We start from the raw sequence: 14022 nt of genomic DNA, 5'->3' as shown, positions 1-14022 counted from the left end.
TCCCGACCCCGGACAAAAAACCCCCCGGCCCGAAGCGGCTCCGGACCGGGGGCACGGGGTCTGCCAAGTTCTTCCATCACCTGGGGGTCGGCGATCAGAACAGCAGCCCGTCGTAGACCGCATAGGCCCCGGAGGCCGACCGCAGGCTGGCCGACTGGCCCTCGTCCCGGGCATAGGCGGTGACCGCGTTATAGGTGCCGGGGCCGAAGGCGCCGTCGATGCCGCCGCGATAATAGCCCCAGGCGCGCAGGTTGCGCTGGATCGCCTTGCGCTCGCCCAGCGAATAGCTCTGGAACGCCTTCGCCGCGGGCGTGGCATAGACCGAGGTCGAGCGGTAGGCCGGCTCATAGGTGCTGCGCGGCTCGACATAGACGGTCCGCGGCGCGCGGCGCGCCTCGCGGGCCATGCGGCCCTGTTTCAGCAGTTCGTCCACGATCACGGCGGTGGCGACCCCGGCGACGAAGCCCTGTTCCTTGTCGCCCCAGGCCAGTGCCGGTGCGGCAGGCACGGCGGCGATGGCGGCGGCGGTGAGGGCGGCGACCAGAGAGGTCCGGGCCTTGGTGACAGAGAGCAGCATGTCATGTCCTTTCGCAGTTGACCCGAGCAGTTCGGGTCGATGCCAAAGGGTATGGGTCTTCGGGCCACGCTAGGCAAAAACGCTGGCACGTTAGGGGAAAACGCGGGGTTGTTATCGGATAACGCGAATGAAATCAGTGATTTGACGAAGGCGGCCGCCACCTTGCGGATGGCGGCCGGATGCGCGGGGACCGGATGTCAGGCCGGGGCTTTCGGCAGCGCGTCGAAATCGGCGGCGGAATGGCGCTCGGGCAGTTGCTCCCAGGGCTCGCCCCAGTTGCGGTTGACCTTGCGGCCCCGGATCACCGCCGGCCGCGCGTCGATGCGCTTTGCCCATTCCATGACGTTGCCATAGCTCGCCGCGTCCAGGAACTCGGCCGCGTTGTAGGACCGGCCCAGCACCAGCCCGCCGTACCAGGCATAGATCGCCATGTCGGCCAGCGAATAGTCGCCCGCCATCCACTCGTTCCGCGCCAGATGCCGGTCCAGCACGTCAAGCTGGCGCTTGGCCTCCATCGCATAGCGGTTGATCGCATATTCGATCTTCACCGGCGCATAATGGTAGAAATGCCCGAAACCGCCGCCGACGAAGGGCGCGGACCCCATCTGCCAGAACAGCCAGCTGAACATCTCGGTGCGCTCGCGCCGGTCCTTCGGGATGAAGGCGCCGCCGAACTTCTCGGCCAGGTACAGCATGATCGAGGCGCTTTCGAACACCCTTTGCGGCGGGTTGGCCGAATGGTCCATCAGCGCCGGGATCTTCGAGTTCGGGTTCACCTCGACAAAGCCGCTGCCGAACTGGTCGCCCTTGCCGATCTCGATCAGCCAGGCGTCATATTCGGCATCGAAACCCGCCTCCAGCAGCTCCTCCAGCAGGATCGAGACCTTGATCCCGTTCGGCGTCGCCAGCGAGTAGAGCTGCAACGGATGCCGGCCCACCGGCAGCGCCTTGTCATGCGTCGGCCCGGCGACGGGGCGGTTGATGTTGGCGAAAGTGCCGCCCGAGGGCGCCTCCCATTTCCAGACCTTCGGCGGGGTATAGTCGTTGGGCATGGCTGGACCTTGCATCCGTTGAACCTGAACCGAAAAGCTAGTGCATCGCCTGCCGGGGTTCCAGAGGCCGGCCTGCGGCAAGGGGCTGCACAAATGCACAGCCAATGCAAAAGGGGCGGCCCGAAGACCGCCCCCTGCATCCTGTGCCCCGGCTCAGACCGACAGGCAGACGTATTTCAGCTCCATATAGTCGTCCAGCCCGTGGCGAGAGCCCTCGCGGCCCAGGCCCGACTGCTTGACGCCGCCGAAGGGCGCCATCTCGTTCGAGATGAGGCCGGTGTTGACGCCGACCATGCCGTATTCCAGCGCCTCCTGCACGCGGGTGATCCGGCCGATGTCGCGGGCGTAGAAATAGGACGCCAGGCCGAAGATGGTGTTGTTCGCCATCTCGATCACCTCTTCCTCGGTGTCGAACTTGAACAGGGGCGCCAGCGGGCCGAAGGTTTCCTCCTGCGCGACCTTCATGTCGGGCTTCACCCCGGTCACGACGGTCGGCTGGAAGAAGGTCCCGCCCAGGTCATGCCGCTTGCCGCCGGTCACGACCTCGCCGCCGCCCTTCACCACGTCGGCGATATGTTCCTCGACCTTCTCGACCGCGGCCTCGTTGATCAGCGGGCCCGTCGTGACCCCGGACTTCAGCCCGTCGCCGATCGACAGCTTGTCCACCGCCGCCGCCAGCTTCTTGGCGAAGGCGTCATAGACCCCGGCCTGCACATAGATCCGGTTGGCGCAGACGCAGGTCTGGCCGTTGTTGCGGAACTTGGAGATCATCGCCCCCTCGACCGCCGCATCCAGGTCGGCGTCGTCGAAGACGATGAAGGGCGCGTTGCCGCCCAGTTCCATGCTGCATTTCAGGATCTGGTCGGCGGCCTGCTTCAGCAGGATGCGCCCGACCTCGGTGGAGCCGGTGAAGGTCAGCTTGCGGATCAGCGGGTTCTCGCAGAACTCCTTGCCGATGTCGGACGACCGCTTCGAGGTGATGACCGAGAACAGCCCCGCCGGAATCCCCGCCCGTTCCGCCAGCACCGCCAGCGCCAGGGCCGAGAGCGGGGTTTCCGCCGCCGGGCGCGCGACAAAGCCGCAACCCGCCGCCAGCGCCGGGGCCACCTTCCGCGCGATCATCGCATTGGGGAAGTTCCACGGCGTGATCGAGGCCGCCACCCCGATCGGCTGCTTCAGCACATGGATGCGCTTGTCGCGCTGGTGGCCGGGGATGATGTCGCCATAGGTGCGCTTGGCCTCTTCCCCGTAGAACTCGATGTAGGAGGAGCCATAGGCGATCTCGCCCTTGGCCTCGGCCAGCGGCTTGCCCATCTCGGCGGTCAGGATCGTCGCCAGGTCGTCCTGGTTCGCCATGCACAGGTCGAACCACTTGCGCAGCACCTGCGCGCGCTCCTTGGCGGTGCGGGCGGCCCATTCGCGATGCGCCTTGTGCGCGGCCTTGATCGCCCGCGCGGTCTCGGCCCGGCCGAGGTTCGGCAGTTCGCAGATCACGTCGCCGCGCGCCGGGTTGGTCACCGGGAAGGTGGTGCCGTCATCGGCACCGACCCATTCGCCGGCGACATAGGCCTTGGTCACCAGAAGCGAGGGATCTTTCAGAAGCGACGCGAGGTCGGTCACGGAATCGAGCATCAAAGCCTCCATTGATTGCCGCAAGGCCTGCCATGCGGGCGGCCGAATGTCCAGTTTCACCGGCCGGATCGGGCCAGCGTTGCCGCGGATCGCCCATGGACTGGCACCATCCGCCGGGCAGGGGCACAAATCTTTTCGAAAAGATTTGCAAATTCCTTCGAAGGAATTTGGCCCGCCTCAGCCGTTCGCGTGCATCCGCTCGATATAGCCGCGCATCTCCTCGGCCTCCTGCCGCGCCTCGCGCAGCCCCTCCATCGCCGCCTTCAGTTCGGCCTCGGTCTGGCTGATGTGGTTGGTCAGCTCGGCCTCGCGCTGCTCCATATAGGCCAGCGCCTGGTCGCGCAGTTCCTCGGCCTCGTGCAGCGATTGCGCCAGCTTGTCCATCTCGGCCATGTCGCCGCCCTTCACCCGGGTGAAGCGGTGCAGCACCCAATGGGCGAACCAGCCCATCGCGAAGGCGACCATGAGGATGATGGCGGTGGCGATGACGTATTCGGTGCGGTTCATGGGCTTCCCTCGGCCGCAAGGTCATCGGGCCGCGGCAAGGGTCGTATCGTCTTTTCCGTCGGAGCAACAGAGGGGCTGGTGTCGACCGCCGCGCCGGCCCCGGCCGTCCCGGCCGCTGCGGTCGTTTCGACCGCCGGCGCGGGCGCCGGATGGCCCTTTAGGACGAATTCGATCCGCCGGTTCCTCTCGCGCCCCTCGTCGGAATCGTTCTCGGCGATCGGCTGCGATTCGCCATAGCCCACCGCCGTCATGCCCGAGATGTCCACCCGCCGCCCCTGCAGCGCCAGAAGCACCGCCTCGGCCCGGGCCTGGCTCAGCGCCAGGTTCCCGCCTTCCGAGCCCTGCGCATCGGTATGGCCGCCGATCTCCATCTGCATCGGCGGGCAGCTGGTCAGGATCCCGGCCAGCTCGTCCAGCACCGGCCGCGCCGTGGTGGCGATCTCGGCCGAGGCGGGGGTGAAGGTGATCTTGGTGCGCGCGATCACCCGGTTCACGTCGGCCGCGCATTCCTCGGGCGTCGGCAGCGCGGCGACCGGGTCCAGCGCCTCGTCATAGCGGACGTTCACCCGGAAGGTCTGGCCCTGGCCCAGCTCGCCCGAGAGGATCTGCGTGATCTTGCCCCGCGCCTCGGTCGAGCCGGTGACGCCCGTCACCTCCACCGTATCCGCCCGCACCAGAAGCGAACCGTTGTCCACCAGCGACAGGGCCTGCAGCCCGGCCAGCACCCGGATCGGCCAGCCGTCGGGCAGGGTGGCGTCCACCCGCGTCGCGGTCACCACCTCGGCGCCCTCGAAGGCGGCGCGGGCGAAGGCATCGACGGCCTGGCGCTGCATCTCGTCGGTCAGGCGGCCGCGCAGGATGACCTTGCCGTCCCCGGACAGGGTCGCGGTGAACTCGGCCGGGCCCTGGGTCGCGGTTTCCTTCTTCTCCAGCGTCGAGGTCAGCGAGAAGGCATCCGGCAGGCCGGTCTCCAGTTCCCCGACCACCTTGTCGAAGGCCGCCTGGGTCACGTCGCTGCCGGCCAGCAATGTCACGTCGCCGTCCGAGAAGGTGACCGAGCCCGAGCCAAGCTCGGCCAGCGCGGCGATGGTCTGGACCACGGCCTCGGCCCAGCGCGGGGTGGGGGTGCCCAGGCCGATGGTGCAGGCGGGCGTGCCGGTCACCCCGGCCTTGGCCGCCGCCGCAAGGATCTGGCGCTGCGCCCGGTCGGTGTCGGCCGAGCAGCTGTCGAACCGCGCGCCCTCGCCGTCGACGACGAAGCGCAGCGTGAAGGGGGTGATCACCGGCCGCGGGGCAGAGATGTCCAGCACCAGCTGCACGCCCTCGGGCGCAAGATCGCGCAGCTTGCGTTCCAGCTCGCGCTTCTGCGCCGCGCTGTCCGAGATCGCCGTGACCTCGACCACCTTCGCCGTGACCGAGACCTTGGAACGCGGCAGCCGCCGCAGCGCCTCCAGCCCGAAGTCGAGCGCGGCCCCCCAGGTCGCGGGTGCGGGATAATCCGCGCTTTCCAGGATATTCTTCGGCTCGATCCCCGGTGTCAGGGCAGCGGCGGCCTCGGCCAGGGCCTCCTCCGACAGCGCGCCCTCGGCCGCTTTCAGCGGCATCAGGCCGATGAGCTGGACCCCGTCCTCGGTGCGCAGCATCTGGACCGAGAAATCCGGCGCCTTGATCGCCGAGGCGGGGGCCACGTCCAGCCCGTCGCGGATGCGCGAACTGTCGATGATCGCGCCGACCAGGTTGACCGCCCGGAACCGCGCCGCCTCGTTCGGGGCGGTGCCGGACAGCTGCACCTGCAGCCCGTCGGTCCGGACGGTGATCCAGTCGATCCCCTGTTCGGCCAGCCTGGCCTCGACCGCGTGGCGGCTGCGCGATTCGATGACCAGGGCGGTGCCATAGGCGACCGAAACCATGACGATCGCCGCCAGGATGAACGCCAGCAGCGCCAGCGTGGTCGATGAGAACTTGCGGATCAGGGGCAGCACGAAAACCGGCAGGGGCGACTCAGGCGCAGGGCGCGCGCCAGGGGCTTCCTAGGGGTTCGGGGCCCCTTGTTCAACCAAGCCATCCGGCGACGGCAAGAAACGGCACAGGGATCAGCCCCGCGTTCCGGTTCGCCCGGAACGCCGCCAGGCACGAGGCCGGGTCGTCCAGGTCCAGCCGTAGCATCTGCCCCACGATATGCCAGCCCATCGCCCAGACCCCGAGCAGCCCCACGACCAGCGGCATCAGGGCCGCATGCGCCGCCACCGCCGCCCCGGCGAACAGCAGCATCACCAGCACGAAGAAGCCCCAAAGCCAGGCCCGGCTCTTGTCGCCGAACAGCCGCGCGGTGGACTTCACCCCGATCAGCGCATCGTCCTCGCGGTCCTGATGCGCATAGATCGTGTCGTAATACAGCGTCCAGGCGATTCCCGCCGCATAAAGCAGCACCGCCGCCGGGGCCAGGCTTCCCGCATGGGCCGCCCAGAGCAGGATCGCGCCCCAGTTGAACGCCAGCCCCAGGAAGACCTGCGGCCACCAGGTGAAACGCTTGGCGAAGGGATAGATCGCCACCAGCGCCAGCGAGGCCAGGCCCAGCCCCACCGCCAGCCGGTTGTAGGTCAGCAGGATCCCGCCCGCGACCAGCGTCTGCACCGCCATCCAGACCAGCGCCTGCCGCACCGTGACCTGGCCCGAGGGGATCGGCCGGCTCCGCGTCCGCGCGACCGAGCCGTCGATATGCCGGTCGGTGATGTCGTTCCAGGTGCAGCCCGCCCCCCGCATCAGGAAGGCCCCCACCCCGCAGGAGAGGGCCAGCCACAGGTCCCAGGCGGTGAACCCGCCCGCCCCCCCGGCAAGAGCCAGCGCCCAGAGGCAGGGGATATAGAGCAGCCAGGTCCCGATCGGCCGGTCGGCGCGGGACAGCCGCAGATAGGGCCGCGTCCACTGCGGGGCGTAAAGGTCCACCCAGTTGCCCTTCGGCGCATCGGCCACGGCGCCAGCAGGCTCTGGGCCCGCGGGCTCTGGAAATTGCGACGGCAGGGACATAGGGTCACGCTCATGTCGGAGATCAGGCTTCATGTAGACCAGCCGCTTGCCCCGGGGCAAGCCGTCGCCCTGTCACAGGACCAGGCGCATTACCTTGTCGGCGTCATGCGGCTGGCGGTGGGCGACCCGGTGCTTCTGTTCAACGGCCGCGACGGGGAATGGCGGGCCACCCTTGCCGCCGCGGGCAAGCGCAATGCCATCGCCACCTGCGAGGCGCGGACCCGGCCCCTGCACCTGCCGCCCGACCTCTGGCTTCTCTTCGCGCCGATCAAGAAGGCCCGCACCGATTTCATCGTGGAGAAGGCCGTCGAACTCGGCGTCGCCCGCATCCTGCCGGTCCAGACCCGCCACACCAATTCCGAACGCATCCGCCAGGACCGCCTGCAAGCCCATGCCACCGAGGCGGCCGAGCAATGCGGCGCGACCTTCGTGCCGGAGGTCGCGGACCTCCAGCCGCTCGCCAGGCTCCTGGCGCAATGGCCCGAGGATCGCCGCCTCTACTGGTGCGACGAAACCGCCCTCGGCCAGCCCGCCACCCTGACCCCCGCGACCGGCCCCGCCGCCATCCTGATCGGCCCCGAGGGCGGTTTCTCGACCGAAGAAATCGCGAAACTCCGCGCCCGTCCGAATGTCACCCCCCTCAGCCTCGGCCCCAGGATCCTGCGCGCCGATACCGCCGCCGTCGCCGCCATCACCCTCTGGCAGGCCGCCTGCGGGGACTGGCGGTGATCCGGCCCGAGTTGCAGGCCGGGCTCCTGCGCTGGCGCGAAGTGATCGCCGCGCTTGGGCTTGCGCTGTTCGGCCTCTGGACCGCCTGGCAGGGCGGCTATCTCCTCACCCCCCTCGGCCTTGCGTTTCTCGCCATGGGCGCGGGCTGGGCGCTCACCTCCTGGCGCCGCCTGCGCTTTCACCAGCCGGGCGAGGCCCCCGGCATCCTGCGCGTGACCGAGGCGCAGATCGCCTATATGGGGCCGCGCACTGGCGGCTTCATCGGCCTGCCCGACCTGATCGAGATCCGCCTTCTCACCCTGCGCGGCCGCCGCATCTGGAAGCTGAAACAGGCCGACGGCCAGCTTCTTCATATCCCGGTCGAGGCCGAGGGGGCGGACGCCCTCTTCGACGCTTTCGCTGCCCTTCCCGGCATGGACACCGCCGCGCTTGTCGCCGCTCTCGGATCCGAAGGCCCGGCCCCCGACAGCCGCGTCATCGCCCTGGCCGAGGTCGACCACCTGATCTGGGCGCGCCGGGGACAGGGCGTTGCCTTGCGCTGACGCAAAGGTCGCACCGCCCCGCCCCCCCTTGACTCGCCCCTTGTCGCTTGACACCTGTTGGCGCCCGGCCTAGCCGCCGTAGCCAACGCATCCAGCCCCGGAGCCTGCCCATGTCCATCCCCCAGTCCGGCGGCGGACCCATCGAAAGCCTCGACCAGCTGGCCGGCCTGCTCGAATCCGGCTGCAAGCCGCGCGACCAGTGGCGCATCGGCGCCGAGCACGAGAAATTCGGCTGGCTCACCGACAGCCGCCTGCCCTTGCCCTATGCCGGCGACCGCTCGATCTCGGCGATCTTCGACGCGCTCGTCGCCCGCTACGGCTGGCAACCCCTGCGCGAGGGCGAGAACATCATCGGCCTGACCCGCGATGGCGCCAATGTCAGCCTCGAACCCGGCGGCCAGTTCGAGCTTTCGGGCGCCCCCCTCGTCTCGACGCTGGACGTCGCGGCCGAGTTGCAGCAGCACCTGGACGAGGTCCGCTCGATCGCCGGGCCGATGGGCGTGCGCTTCATGGGGATCGGCGCGCCGCCGGACTGGACGCATGACCAGATGCCGGTGATGCCCAAGGGGCGGTATCGGCTGATGACCGATTACATGGGCCGCGTCGGCACCCATGGCACGCAGATGATGTATCGCACCGCGACGGTGCAGGTGAATCTCGACTACGCCTCCGAATCCGACATGGTCCGGAAGCTGCGCGTCGCGCTGGCGCTGCAGCCGGTGGCGACCGCGCTTTTCGCCTCCTCCCCCTTCTTCGAGGGCAAGCCCAATGGCCACCGCAGCTGGCGCAGCCGGATCTGGCGCGGGCTGGACGACAGCCGCACCGGGATGCTGCCCTTCGCCTTCGAGGACGGGATGGGCTTCCAGCGTTACGTCGACTGGGTGCTGGATGTGCCGATGTATTTCGTCTACCGCGACGGCAGATACATCAACGCGCTGGGGCAGTCGTTCCGCGACTTCCTGAAGGGCGAACTGCCCGCGCTGCCGGGCGAGAAGCCCACGCTCTCGGACTGGGCCGACCACATGACCACCGTCTTCCCCGAGGCGCGGGTGAAGAAATACATCGAGATGCGCGGGGCGGATTGCGGCGACCAGGCCCATATCGCCGCACTTCCCGCCTTCTGGGTCGGGCTGATGTACGACCAGACCGCGCTGGATGCGGCCTGGGACCTGGTGAAGGGCTTCGACGCCGAGACGCGCGAGGGCCTGCGGGTCGCGGCCTCGGTCTCGGCCCTGGCCGGAGAGGCGGGCGGGGTGAAGCTGCTCGACCTCGCCCGCGCGGCGGTCGGCCTCTCCCATGCCGGCCTTGCCGCGCGCGGCCTGGGCGAAGAGGCGCAGCTGCGCCCGCTGGTCGAAAGCCTGAAATCCGGCAAGGTGCAGGCCGACAGGTGGCTGGAGCTTTACAACGGCCCCTGGAACCGCGACCTCACCCCGCTTTACGAGGCGTCGAGCCTCTAGCTCGGCCGCCTCCTCGTTCGACTTCGTCTCCTCGTCGGCCGCCCGCGAGGAGTGACGAAGTCATCGACGAGCAGCCGGAAGTCTTGCCGAAAGGTAAACGCCCGAAGGCAACCCATTGATTTCATTCAATGGACAAAACTGTCCACCGTGGACAGTCAGGCCCGCTTGCGCCCGATGCGCGGCTCGGTCCCCGCCTTGATCCGCCGCAGGTTCTCGGCGTGCCGGATATATATCAGGATCGTCAGCACCACGACCAGGATCAGAAGCCGGCCCTCGCCGAACCAGAACACCCAGCCCGCGCTCGACGCCGCCGAGACCAGCGCCGCCGCCGAGGAGATCCGCAGCAGGGCCGCCGCGACCAGCCAGGTCGCGCAGGCCGCCAGCCCCACCGGCCAGGCCAGCGCAAGCAGCGTGCCCAGGAAGGTCGCCACCCCCTTGCCGCCCCGGAAGCCCAGCCAGACCGGGAACAGGTGGCCCAGAAAGGCCATCAGCCCCGCCAGCTGCGCCGCATCCTCGGCCAGAAGCGCCCGCGCGATCAGCACCGCGATCCCGCCCTTGCCCGCGTCCAGCAGCAGCGTCGCCAGCGCCGCCGCCTTGTTGCCGGTCCGCAGCACGTTGGTCGCCCCGATATTGCCCGAGCCGATCTTGCGCAGGTCGCCCAGCCCCATCGCGCGGGTGATGACCAGCCCGAAGGGAATCGCGCCCAGAAGATAGGACAGCACCGCCGTCAGGATCAGGAACAGGGTCGGACTGGTAATCTCGGGCATCGGTTATTCCGCGGCGAAGACCTGCGTCCCCGCGACCCAGGTGGCCAGCACCTTACCTTCCATCCGCGCGCCGTCAAACGGCGTGTTCTTCGATTTCGAGCGCAGCCTGAAGCGGTCCAGCAGGAAGGGCGCCTCGGGGTCGAACAGGATCAGGTCCGCCGGAGCGCCCAGCGCCAGCCGGCCCTGCGGCAGGCCCAGCCGGTTGGCCGGGTTCAGCGCCATCGCCCGGAACAGCGCCGGCAGGTCCAGATGCCCGGCGTGATAAAGGCGCATCGCGGCCGGAAGGAAGGTCTCCAGCGCGACCGCGCCGGGGGCGGCTTCCTCGAAGGGCAGGCGCTTCGATTCCTCGTCGGCCGGGGTGTGCATCGAGCTGATCACCTCGATCGTGCCCTCGGCCACCGCCGCCACCATGGCCAGCCGGTCCACCTCCGACCGCAGGGGCGGCGTGACCTTGAAGAAGGTCCGGTAGTCGCCCACGTCGAATTCGTTCAACGTCAGGTGGTGGATCGAGGTCCCCGCCGTCACGTCCAGCCCCGCCGCCCTTGCCCGGGCCAGCGCGGGCAGGGACTTCGCGGTGGTGATCTGGTCGGCGTGGTAGCGCACCCCCGTCATCTCGACCAGGGCGAGGTCGCGCTCCAGTCCCATCCGCTCGGCCATGGGCGAGACGGCGGGAATCCCGCGCAGGCTGGCGAACTTGCCGCTCGTCGCCGCCGCGCCCTGCGACAGGCCCGGATCCTGCGGATGGCCCACGACAAGCGCGCCCAGCGACTTGGCATAGGCCATCGCCCGGGTGATCGCCTTGGCCTTGGTCGAGACGCGGAAGACATCGGTGAAGGCGATCGCGCCCGCATCGCGCAGGAAGCCGATCTCGGTCATCTCGCGCCCCTCGCACCCCTTGGTCAGGGCCGCCATGTGGCGGATACGGACCGGGCTCTCCGCCGCGCGGCGGGTGACGAATTCCAGCGTCTCGGGCGTGTCGATGGCCGGGCTGGTATCGGGCCGCGCGATGATCGTGGTCACCCCGCCCGCCGCCGCCGCCTGCCCGGCCGAGCCGAAGCTCTCGCGGTGCCGCTCGCCCGGCTCGCCGATCTTGACGCCCCAGTCGACGATGCCGGGGGCGAGGCACCTGCCGCCGCAATCCACCATCGCCGCGCCCTTGGGGGCCTTCTCGTCCCGGGCCAGGATCACGCCGCCCCTCACCGTCAGGCTGCCGGGCGCGTCGGTCCCCGCCTCGGGGTCGATCAGGCGGGCGTTGTGGAAATGCAGCGTGGTCATGGAGGGTCCGTTCCTGGCTGATCCGCTGCCATATGCGGCCTTGCGCGCCGCCTGTCCAGCCATGCTAGCGCCAGGCGAGGAGCAGGGCCGCGAGGCCCGCGAGGAGCAGCGCCGCGCCCAGGGCCAGCGCCCCGCGCGGCAGGCGGGCGGGCGGGGCCGAGGGGCCGGGCGCCGTCAGACTGCCCTTTGCGGCCGCCGAGGGCAGGGGCTCGAAATGCACCGGGGGGCGCTCCTCGGCATAGCTGGCGATCAGGGTCAGGCGCGGGTCGGGGGTCAGCGTGACCGCGCGGCCGTGCAGGGCGCGGGAGTGCAGGATCAGCACCGGCCCCATAACCGCCTCCAGCCGGGCGCGGTCGGGGGCAAGGGCGGCATCGGACACGCCCAGCCCCTCGGCCAGATAGCCGGCAAGGCCGACCCCGGCCAGGTCGGCGGTGTCGAACAGCTCGACATGCGCCGGGTCGAGGTCCGGATCATCGAAAAGCGCCGCCACCAGCCCCGCCTTGTCGCGCCGCATCGCCTCGGGCGACAAGGCGGCGGCAAAGACGCGGATGCCGTGACGCTCATGCGCGGGGATGGCCAGCGATGTCATCGGCGGCTGCCCGTCAGGCGGTTGGCGGCGGCGGCGGGGTCGGCCTGGTACTTGATCAGATGCCGCTCGCCGGTCGTGGTGGTGATCTGCACCGCCCCCAGGAAAGGCCGGGCCGAGTGCAGCCGCGCCAGCGGGATCGCCCGTCCGCCCGGCCCCAGAAGCCGCCGGTCGGTCAGGAGCCAGACCTCGGCCAGCGCCTCGGAGGCGAGGAAGGCCGCCCGCGCGCCGATGGCGATGACCGCGCCCACCGGCCCCATCACCGGCCAGGCGCTGCCCTGCCAGAGGAGGACCAGCCCCGCCGCCACGCCCAGGACCACCGCAAGGATCAGATGCCCGCGCCAATAGGCCTGGCGGTCGGCGGGAAACTCGGCCACCAGCCGCTCGCCCTCCTGCAGGGGGGTGGCATGGCCCAGGATGCTGTCGGGTTCGATCCGGGCCATGGCTCAGGCGATCCAGACGATGACGAGGGTGAAGACGGCGAGGAAGACGAGGACGGCGGCGGCGACCCTGCCGCCCTGGCGCATCTCGGCTTTGGTGGGTTTGCGGTCGGGGATCATCTTCGCGCCTTTCGCCAATGGTGCGCTGTAGCGCACCCTACGCCCGCGGCGCCGGTCACGCCATCATGTCCACGATCTTCCGGCCCCTTTCGGCGCGCAGGTTCCGCGCCAAAAGGTCCATGCAGGCCATGCGCACCGCGACGCCCATCTCCACCTGGTCCTGGATCACGCTGCGGTTGATGTCGTCGGCCAGGTCGCCGTCGATCTCCACCCCCCGGTTCATCGGGCCGGGGTGCATGACGATCGCATCCGGCGCGGCGTGGGAGAGTTTCTCGGCGTCGAGGCCATAGCGGTGGTAATATTCGCGCTCGGACGGGATGAAGCCGCCGTCCATCCGCTCTTTCTGCAGCCGCAGCATCATCACCACGTCGGCGCCCTTCAGCCCCTCGCGCATGTCGTCGAACAGCTCGCAGCCGAAATCCTCGACGCCCGAGGGCATCAGGGTCGGCGGCGCGATCAGGCGCAGGCGGTTTTCCATCTTGCCGAGCAGGATCAGGTTCGACCGCGCGACGCGGGAATGGGCGATGTCGCCGCAGATCGCGACGGTCAGGCGCTGGATCCGGCCCTTGGCGCGGCGGATGGTCAGCGCGTCCAAGAGCGCCTGGGTCGGATGCTCGTGCCGCCCGTCGCCCGCGTTCAGCACCGCGCAATCCACCTTCTGCGCCAGAAGGTTGACCGCGCCCGAGGAGCCATGCCGGACGACCAGCAGGTCCGGGTGCATCGCGTTCAGCGTCATCGCGGTGTCGATCAGGGTCTCCCCCTTCTTCACCGAGGATGTGGCGACCGACATGTTCATCACATCCGCGCCCAGCCGCTTGCCCGCGAGTTCGAAACTGGACTGGGTGCGGGTCGAGGCCTCGAAGAACAGGTTGATCTGCGTCATCCCGGCCAGCACGTCCGATTGCTTGACCGTGCGGCGGTTGAGGTCGACGTATCGCTCGGCCAGGTCGAGGACCGTGGTGATCTCCAGCGGCGAAAGCTGCTCGATCCCCAGAAGGTGGCGGGCGCGGAAGGCCATGGGCGGATCCCCTTTTCCGGTTTGGCCCTCTATCGCAAACCGGGGGCGGGGGGGCAATGGCCGCGTTGCAGCGGGGCCGGCGCCTGCTAAGCTGGCCGGATGGAGGACAGGTCCCGCCCGCAGACGCCCGATCCCGACCCGCCGCCGCCGGAACGCTCGACGGCCGGGACGGTCGTCGCCATCGCAAGGGTTGCGCTCGACCTGCCGCGGCTGCTGTTCGCGCTGATCGCCCGTGCGCTGATCCTGGGACTGGCGGGGTTCTTCTTCTGGCGGCTCCTGTTCGGCTAGGTGGT

The 14022-nt window shown here is 69.5% G+C and carries 15 protein-coding genes; 4 read left to right on the top strand and 11 right to left on the bottom strand.

Going from position 1 to position 14022, the window contains the following annotated elements; all coding sequences use genetic code 11:
- Window positions 1-94: 94 nt before the first annotated feature.
- The 6 genes from ACE3UA_RS03980 to ubiA form a co-directional block, all read right to left on the bottom strand.
- Complete coding sequence (locus ACE3UA_RS03980; RefSeq protein WP_374642747.1) at window positions 95-577, bottom strand: peptidoglycan-binding protein; 483 nt, start codon at window positions 575-577, stop codon at window positions 95-97.
- A 197-nt stretch (window positions 578-774) separates the two neighbouring features.
- Entirely contained in the window at window positions 775-1629 is an 855-nt protein-coding gene (gene yghU / locus ACE3UA_RS03975) for a glutathione-dependent disulfide-bond oxidoreductase (protein ID WP_374642745.1), read from the bottom strand.
- 153 nt (window positions 1630-1782) lie between these two features.
- On the bottom strand, window positions 1783-3261 hold the full coding sequence (locus ACE3UA_RS03970; RefSeq protein WP_374642743.1) for an NAD-dependent succinate-semialdehyde dehydrogenase: 1479 nt from the start codon (window positions 3259-3261) through the stop codon (window positions 1783-1785).
- 177 nt (window positions 3262-3438) lie between these two features.
- Window positions 3439-3768, bottom strand: coding sequence for a hypothetical protein (locus ACE3UA_RS03965; RefSeq protein ID WP_374642741.1), 330 nt, complete (start codon window positions 3766-3768; stop codon window positions 3439-3441).
- Window positions 3765-5750 (bottom strand): OmpA family protein, encoded by a 1986-nt coding sequence (locus ACE3UA_RS03960; protein ID WP_374642739.1) that lies wholly within the window; start codon window positions 5748-5750, stop codon window positions 3765-3767. The genes ACE3UA_RS03965 and ACE3UA_RS03960 overlap by 4 nt, the downstream gene beginning before the upstream one ends.
- Window positions 5751-5820: 70 nt before the next feature.
- A complete protein-coding gene (ubiA, locus tag ACE3UA_RS03955) occupies window positions 5821-6795 on the bottom strand; it encodes a 4-hydroxybenzoate octaprenyltransferase (protein WP_374642737.1) in 975 nt (324 codons plus the stop codon).
- Between the two features lie 12 nt (window positions 6796-6807).
- Between ubiA and ACE3UA_RS03950 the strand changes: the two genes are divergently transcribed.
- The 3 genes from ACE3UA_RS03950 (at window position 6808) to ACE3UA_RS03940 (ending at window position 9523) form a co-directional block, all read left to right on the top strand.
- Entirely contained in the window at window positions 6808-7524 is a 717-nt protein-coding gene (locus tag ACE3UA_RS03950) for a 16S rRNA (uracil(1498)-N(3))-methyltransferase (RefSeq protein ID WP_374642735.1), read from the top strand.
- Window positions 7521-8066 carry a hypothetical protein gene (locus tag ACE3UA_RS03945; protein ID WP_374642733.1) on the top strand — a complete coding sequence of 182 codons (546 nt, stop codon included), beginning with the start codon at window positions 7521-7523 and terminating at the stop codon, window positions 8064-8066. Before ACE3UA_RS03950 ends, ACE3UA_RS03945 begins: the two co-directional genes overlap by 4 nt.
- A 110-nt stretch (window positions 8067-8176) precedes the next feature.
- Entirely contained in the window at window positions 8177-9523 is a 1347-nt protein-coding gene (locus tag ACE3UA_RS03940; protein WP_374642731.1) for a glutamate--cysteine ligase, read from the top strand.
- 155 nt (window positions 9524-9678) lie between these two features.
- Here ACE3UA_RS03940 and plsY read toward each other — a convergent pair whose 3' ends face one another.
- The 5 genes from plsY to ACE3UA_RS03915 all read right to left on the bottom strand — a co-directional run bounded on the left by plsY (window position 9679) and on the right by ACE3UA_RS03915 (window position 13729).
- The gene (gene plsY, locus ACE3UA_RS03935; protein ID WP_374642729.1) at window positions 9679-10290 is read right to left on the bottom strand and encodes a glycerol-3-phosphate 1-O-acyltransferase PlsY; all 612 of its coding nucleotides are present in this window, start codon (window positions 10288-10290) and stop codon (window positions 9679-9681) included.
- Between the two features lie 3 nt (window positions 10291-10293).
- Window positions 10294-11565 carry a dihydroorotase gene (gene pyrC, locus ACE3UA_RS03930; protein ID WP_374642727.1) on the bottom strand — a complete coding sequence of 424 codons (1272 nt, stop codon included), beginning with the start codon at window positions 11563-11565 and terminating at the stop codon, window positions 10294-10296.
- Window positions 11566-11629: 64 nt separating this feature from the next.
- On the bottom strand, window positions 11630-12154 hold the full coding sequence (locus ACE3UA_RS03925; RefSeq protein WP_374642724.1) for a hypothetical protein: 525 nt from the start codon (window positions 12152-12154) through the stop codon (window positions 11630-11632).
- Window positions 12151-12594, bottom strand: a complete 444-nt coding sequence (locus ACE3UA_RS03920; protein WP_374642722.1) for a hypothetical protein — start codon at window positions 12592-12594, stop codon at window positions 12151-12153. The genes ACE3UA_RS03925 and ACE3UA_RS03920 overlap by 4 nt, the downstream gene beginning before the upstream one ends.
- A gap of 172 nt (window positions 12595-12766) precedes the next feature.
- Window positions 12767-13729, bottom strand: a complete 963-nt coding sequence (locus tag ACE3UA_RS03915) for an aspartate carbamoyltransferase catalytic subunit (protein ID WP_374642720.1) — start codon at window positions 13727-13729, stop codon at window positions 12767-12769.
- A 99-nt stretch (window positions 13730-13828) separates the two neighbouring features.
- On the opposite strand from ACE3UA_RS03915, the gene ACE3UA_RS03910 reads away from it, so the two are divergent.
- The gene (locus ACE3UA_RS03910; RefSeq protein WP_374642718.1) at window positions 13829-14017 is read left to right on the top strand and encodes a hypothetical protein; all 189 of its coding nucleotides are present in this window, start codon (window positions 13829-13831) and stop codon (window positions 14015-14017) included.
- The last annotated feature ends 5 nt before the right edge of the window (window positions 14018-14022 follow it).

The organism is Tabrizicola sp., from assembly GCF_041919135.1.
In the GTDB taxonomy this organism is placed as follows: Bacteria; Pseudomonadota; Alphaproteobacteria; order Rhodobacterales; family Rhodobacteraceae; genus Tabrizicola.
Note: the sequence above shows the minus strand (reverse complement) of the source record. Positions and strands in the feature narration are given on the sequence as shown.

Bases quoted from the DNA above. Each gene is read 5' to 3' on its own strand.
- ACE3UA_RS03980 (WP_374642747.1), bottom strand. From the start codon at position 577: ATGCTGCTCTCTGTCACCAAGGCCCGGACCTCTCTGGTCGCCGCCCTC.
- ACE3UA_RS03925 (WP_374642724.1), bottom strand. From the start codon at position 12,154: ATGACATCGCTGGCCATCCCCGCGCATGAGCGTCACGGCATCCGCGTC.
- ACE3UA_RS03915 (WP_374642720.1), bottom strand. From the start codon at position 13,729: ATGGCCTTCCGCGCCCGCCACCTTCTGGGGATCGAGCAGCTTTCGCCG.
- pyrC (WP_374642727.1), bottom strand. From the start codon at position 11,565: ATGACCACGCTGCATTTCCACAACGCCCGCCTGATCGACCCCGAGGCG.
- ACE3UA_RS03920 (WP_374642722.1), bottom strand. From the start codon at position 12,594: ATGGCCCGGATCGAACCCGACAGCATCCTGGGCCATGCCACCCCCCTG.
- ACE3UA_RS03910 (WP_374642718.1), top strand. From the start codon at position 13,829: ATGGAGGACAGGTCCCGCCCGCAGACGCCCGATCCCGACCCGCCGCCG.
- ACE3UA_RS03970 (WP_374642743.1), bottom strand. From the start codon at position 3,261: ATGCTCGATTCCGTGACCGACCTCGCGTCGCTTCTGAAAGATCCCTCG.
- ACE3UA_RS03950 (WP_374642735.1), top strand. From the start codon at position 6,808: ATGTCGGAGATCAGGCTTCATGTAGACCAGCCGCTTGCCCCGGGGCAA.
- ACE3UA_RS03965 (WP_374642741.1), bottom strand. From the start codon at position 3,768: ATGAACCGCACCGAATACGTCATCGCCACCGCCATCATCCTCATGGTC.
- ACE3UA_RS03940 (WP_374642731.1), top strand. From the start codon at position 8,177: ATGTCCATCCCCCAGTCCGGCGGCGGACCCATCGAAAGCCTCGACCAG.
- yghU (WP_374642745.1), bottom strand. From the start codon at position 1,629: ATGCCCAACGACTATACCCCGCCGAAGGTCTGGAAATGGGAGGCGCCC.
- ubiA (WP_374642737.1), bottom strand. From the start codon at position 6,795: ATGTCCCTGCCGTCGCAATTTCCAGAGCCCGCGGGCCCAGAGCCTGCT.
- plsY (WP_374642729.1), bottom strand. From the start codon at position 10,290: ATGCCCGAGATTACCAGTCCGACCCTGTTCCTGATCCTGACGGCGGTG.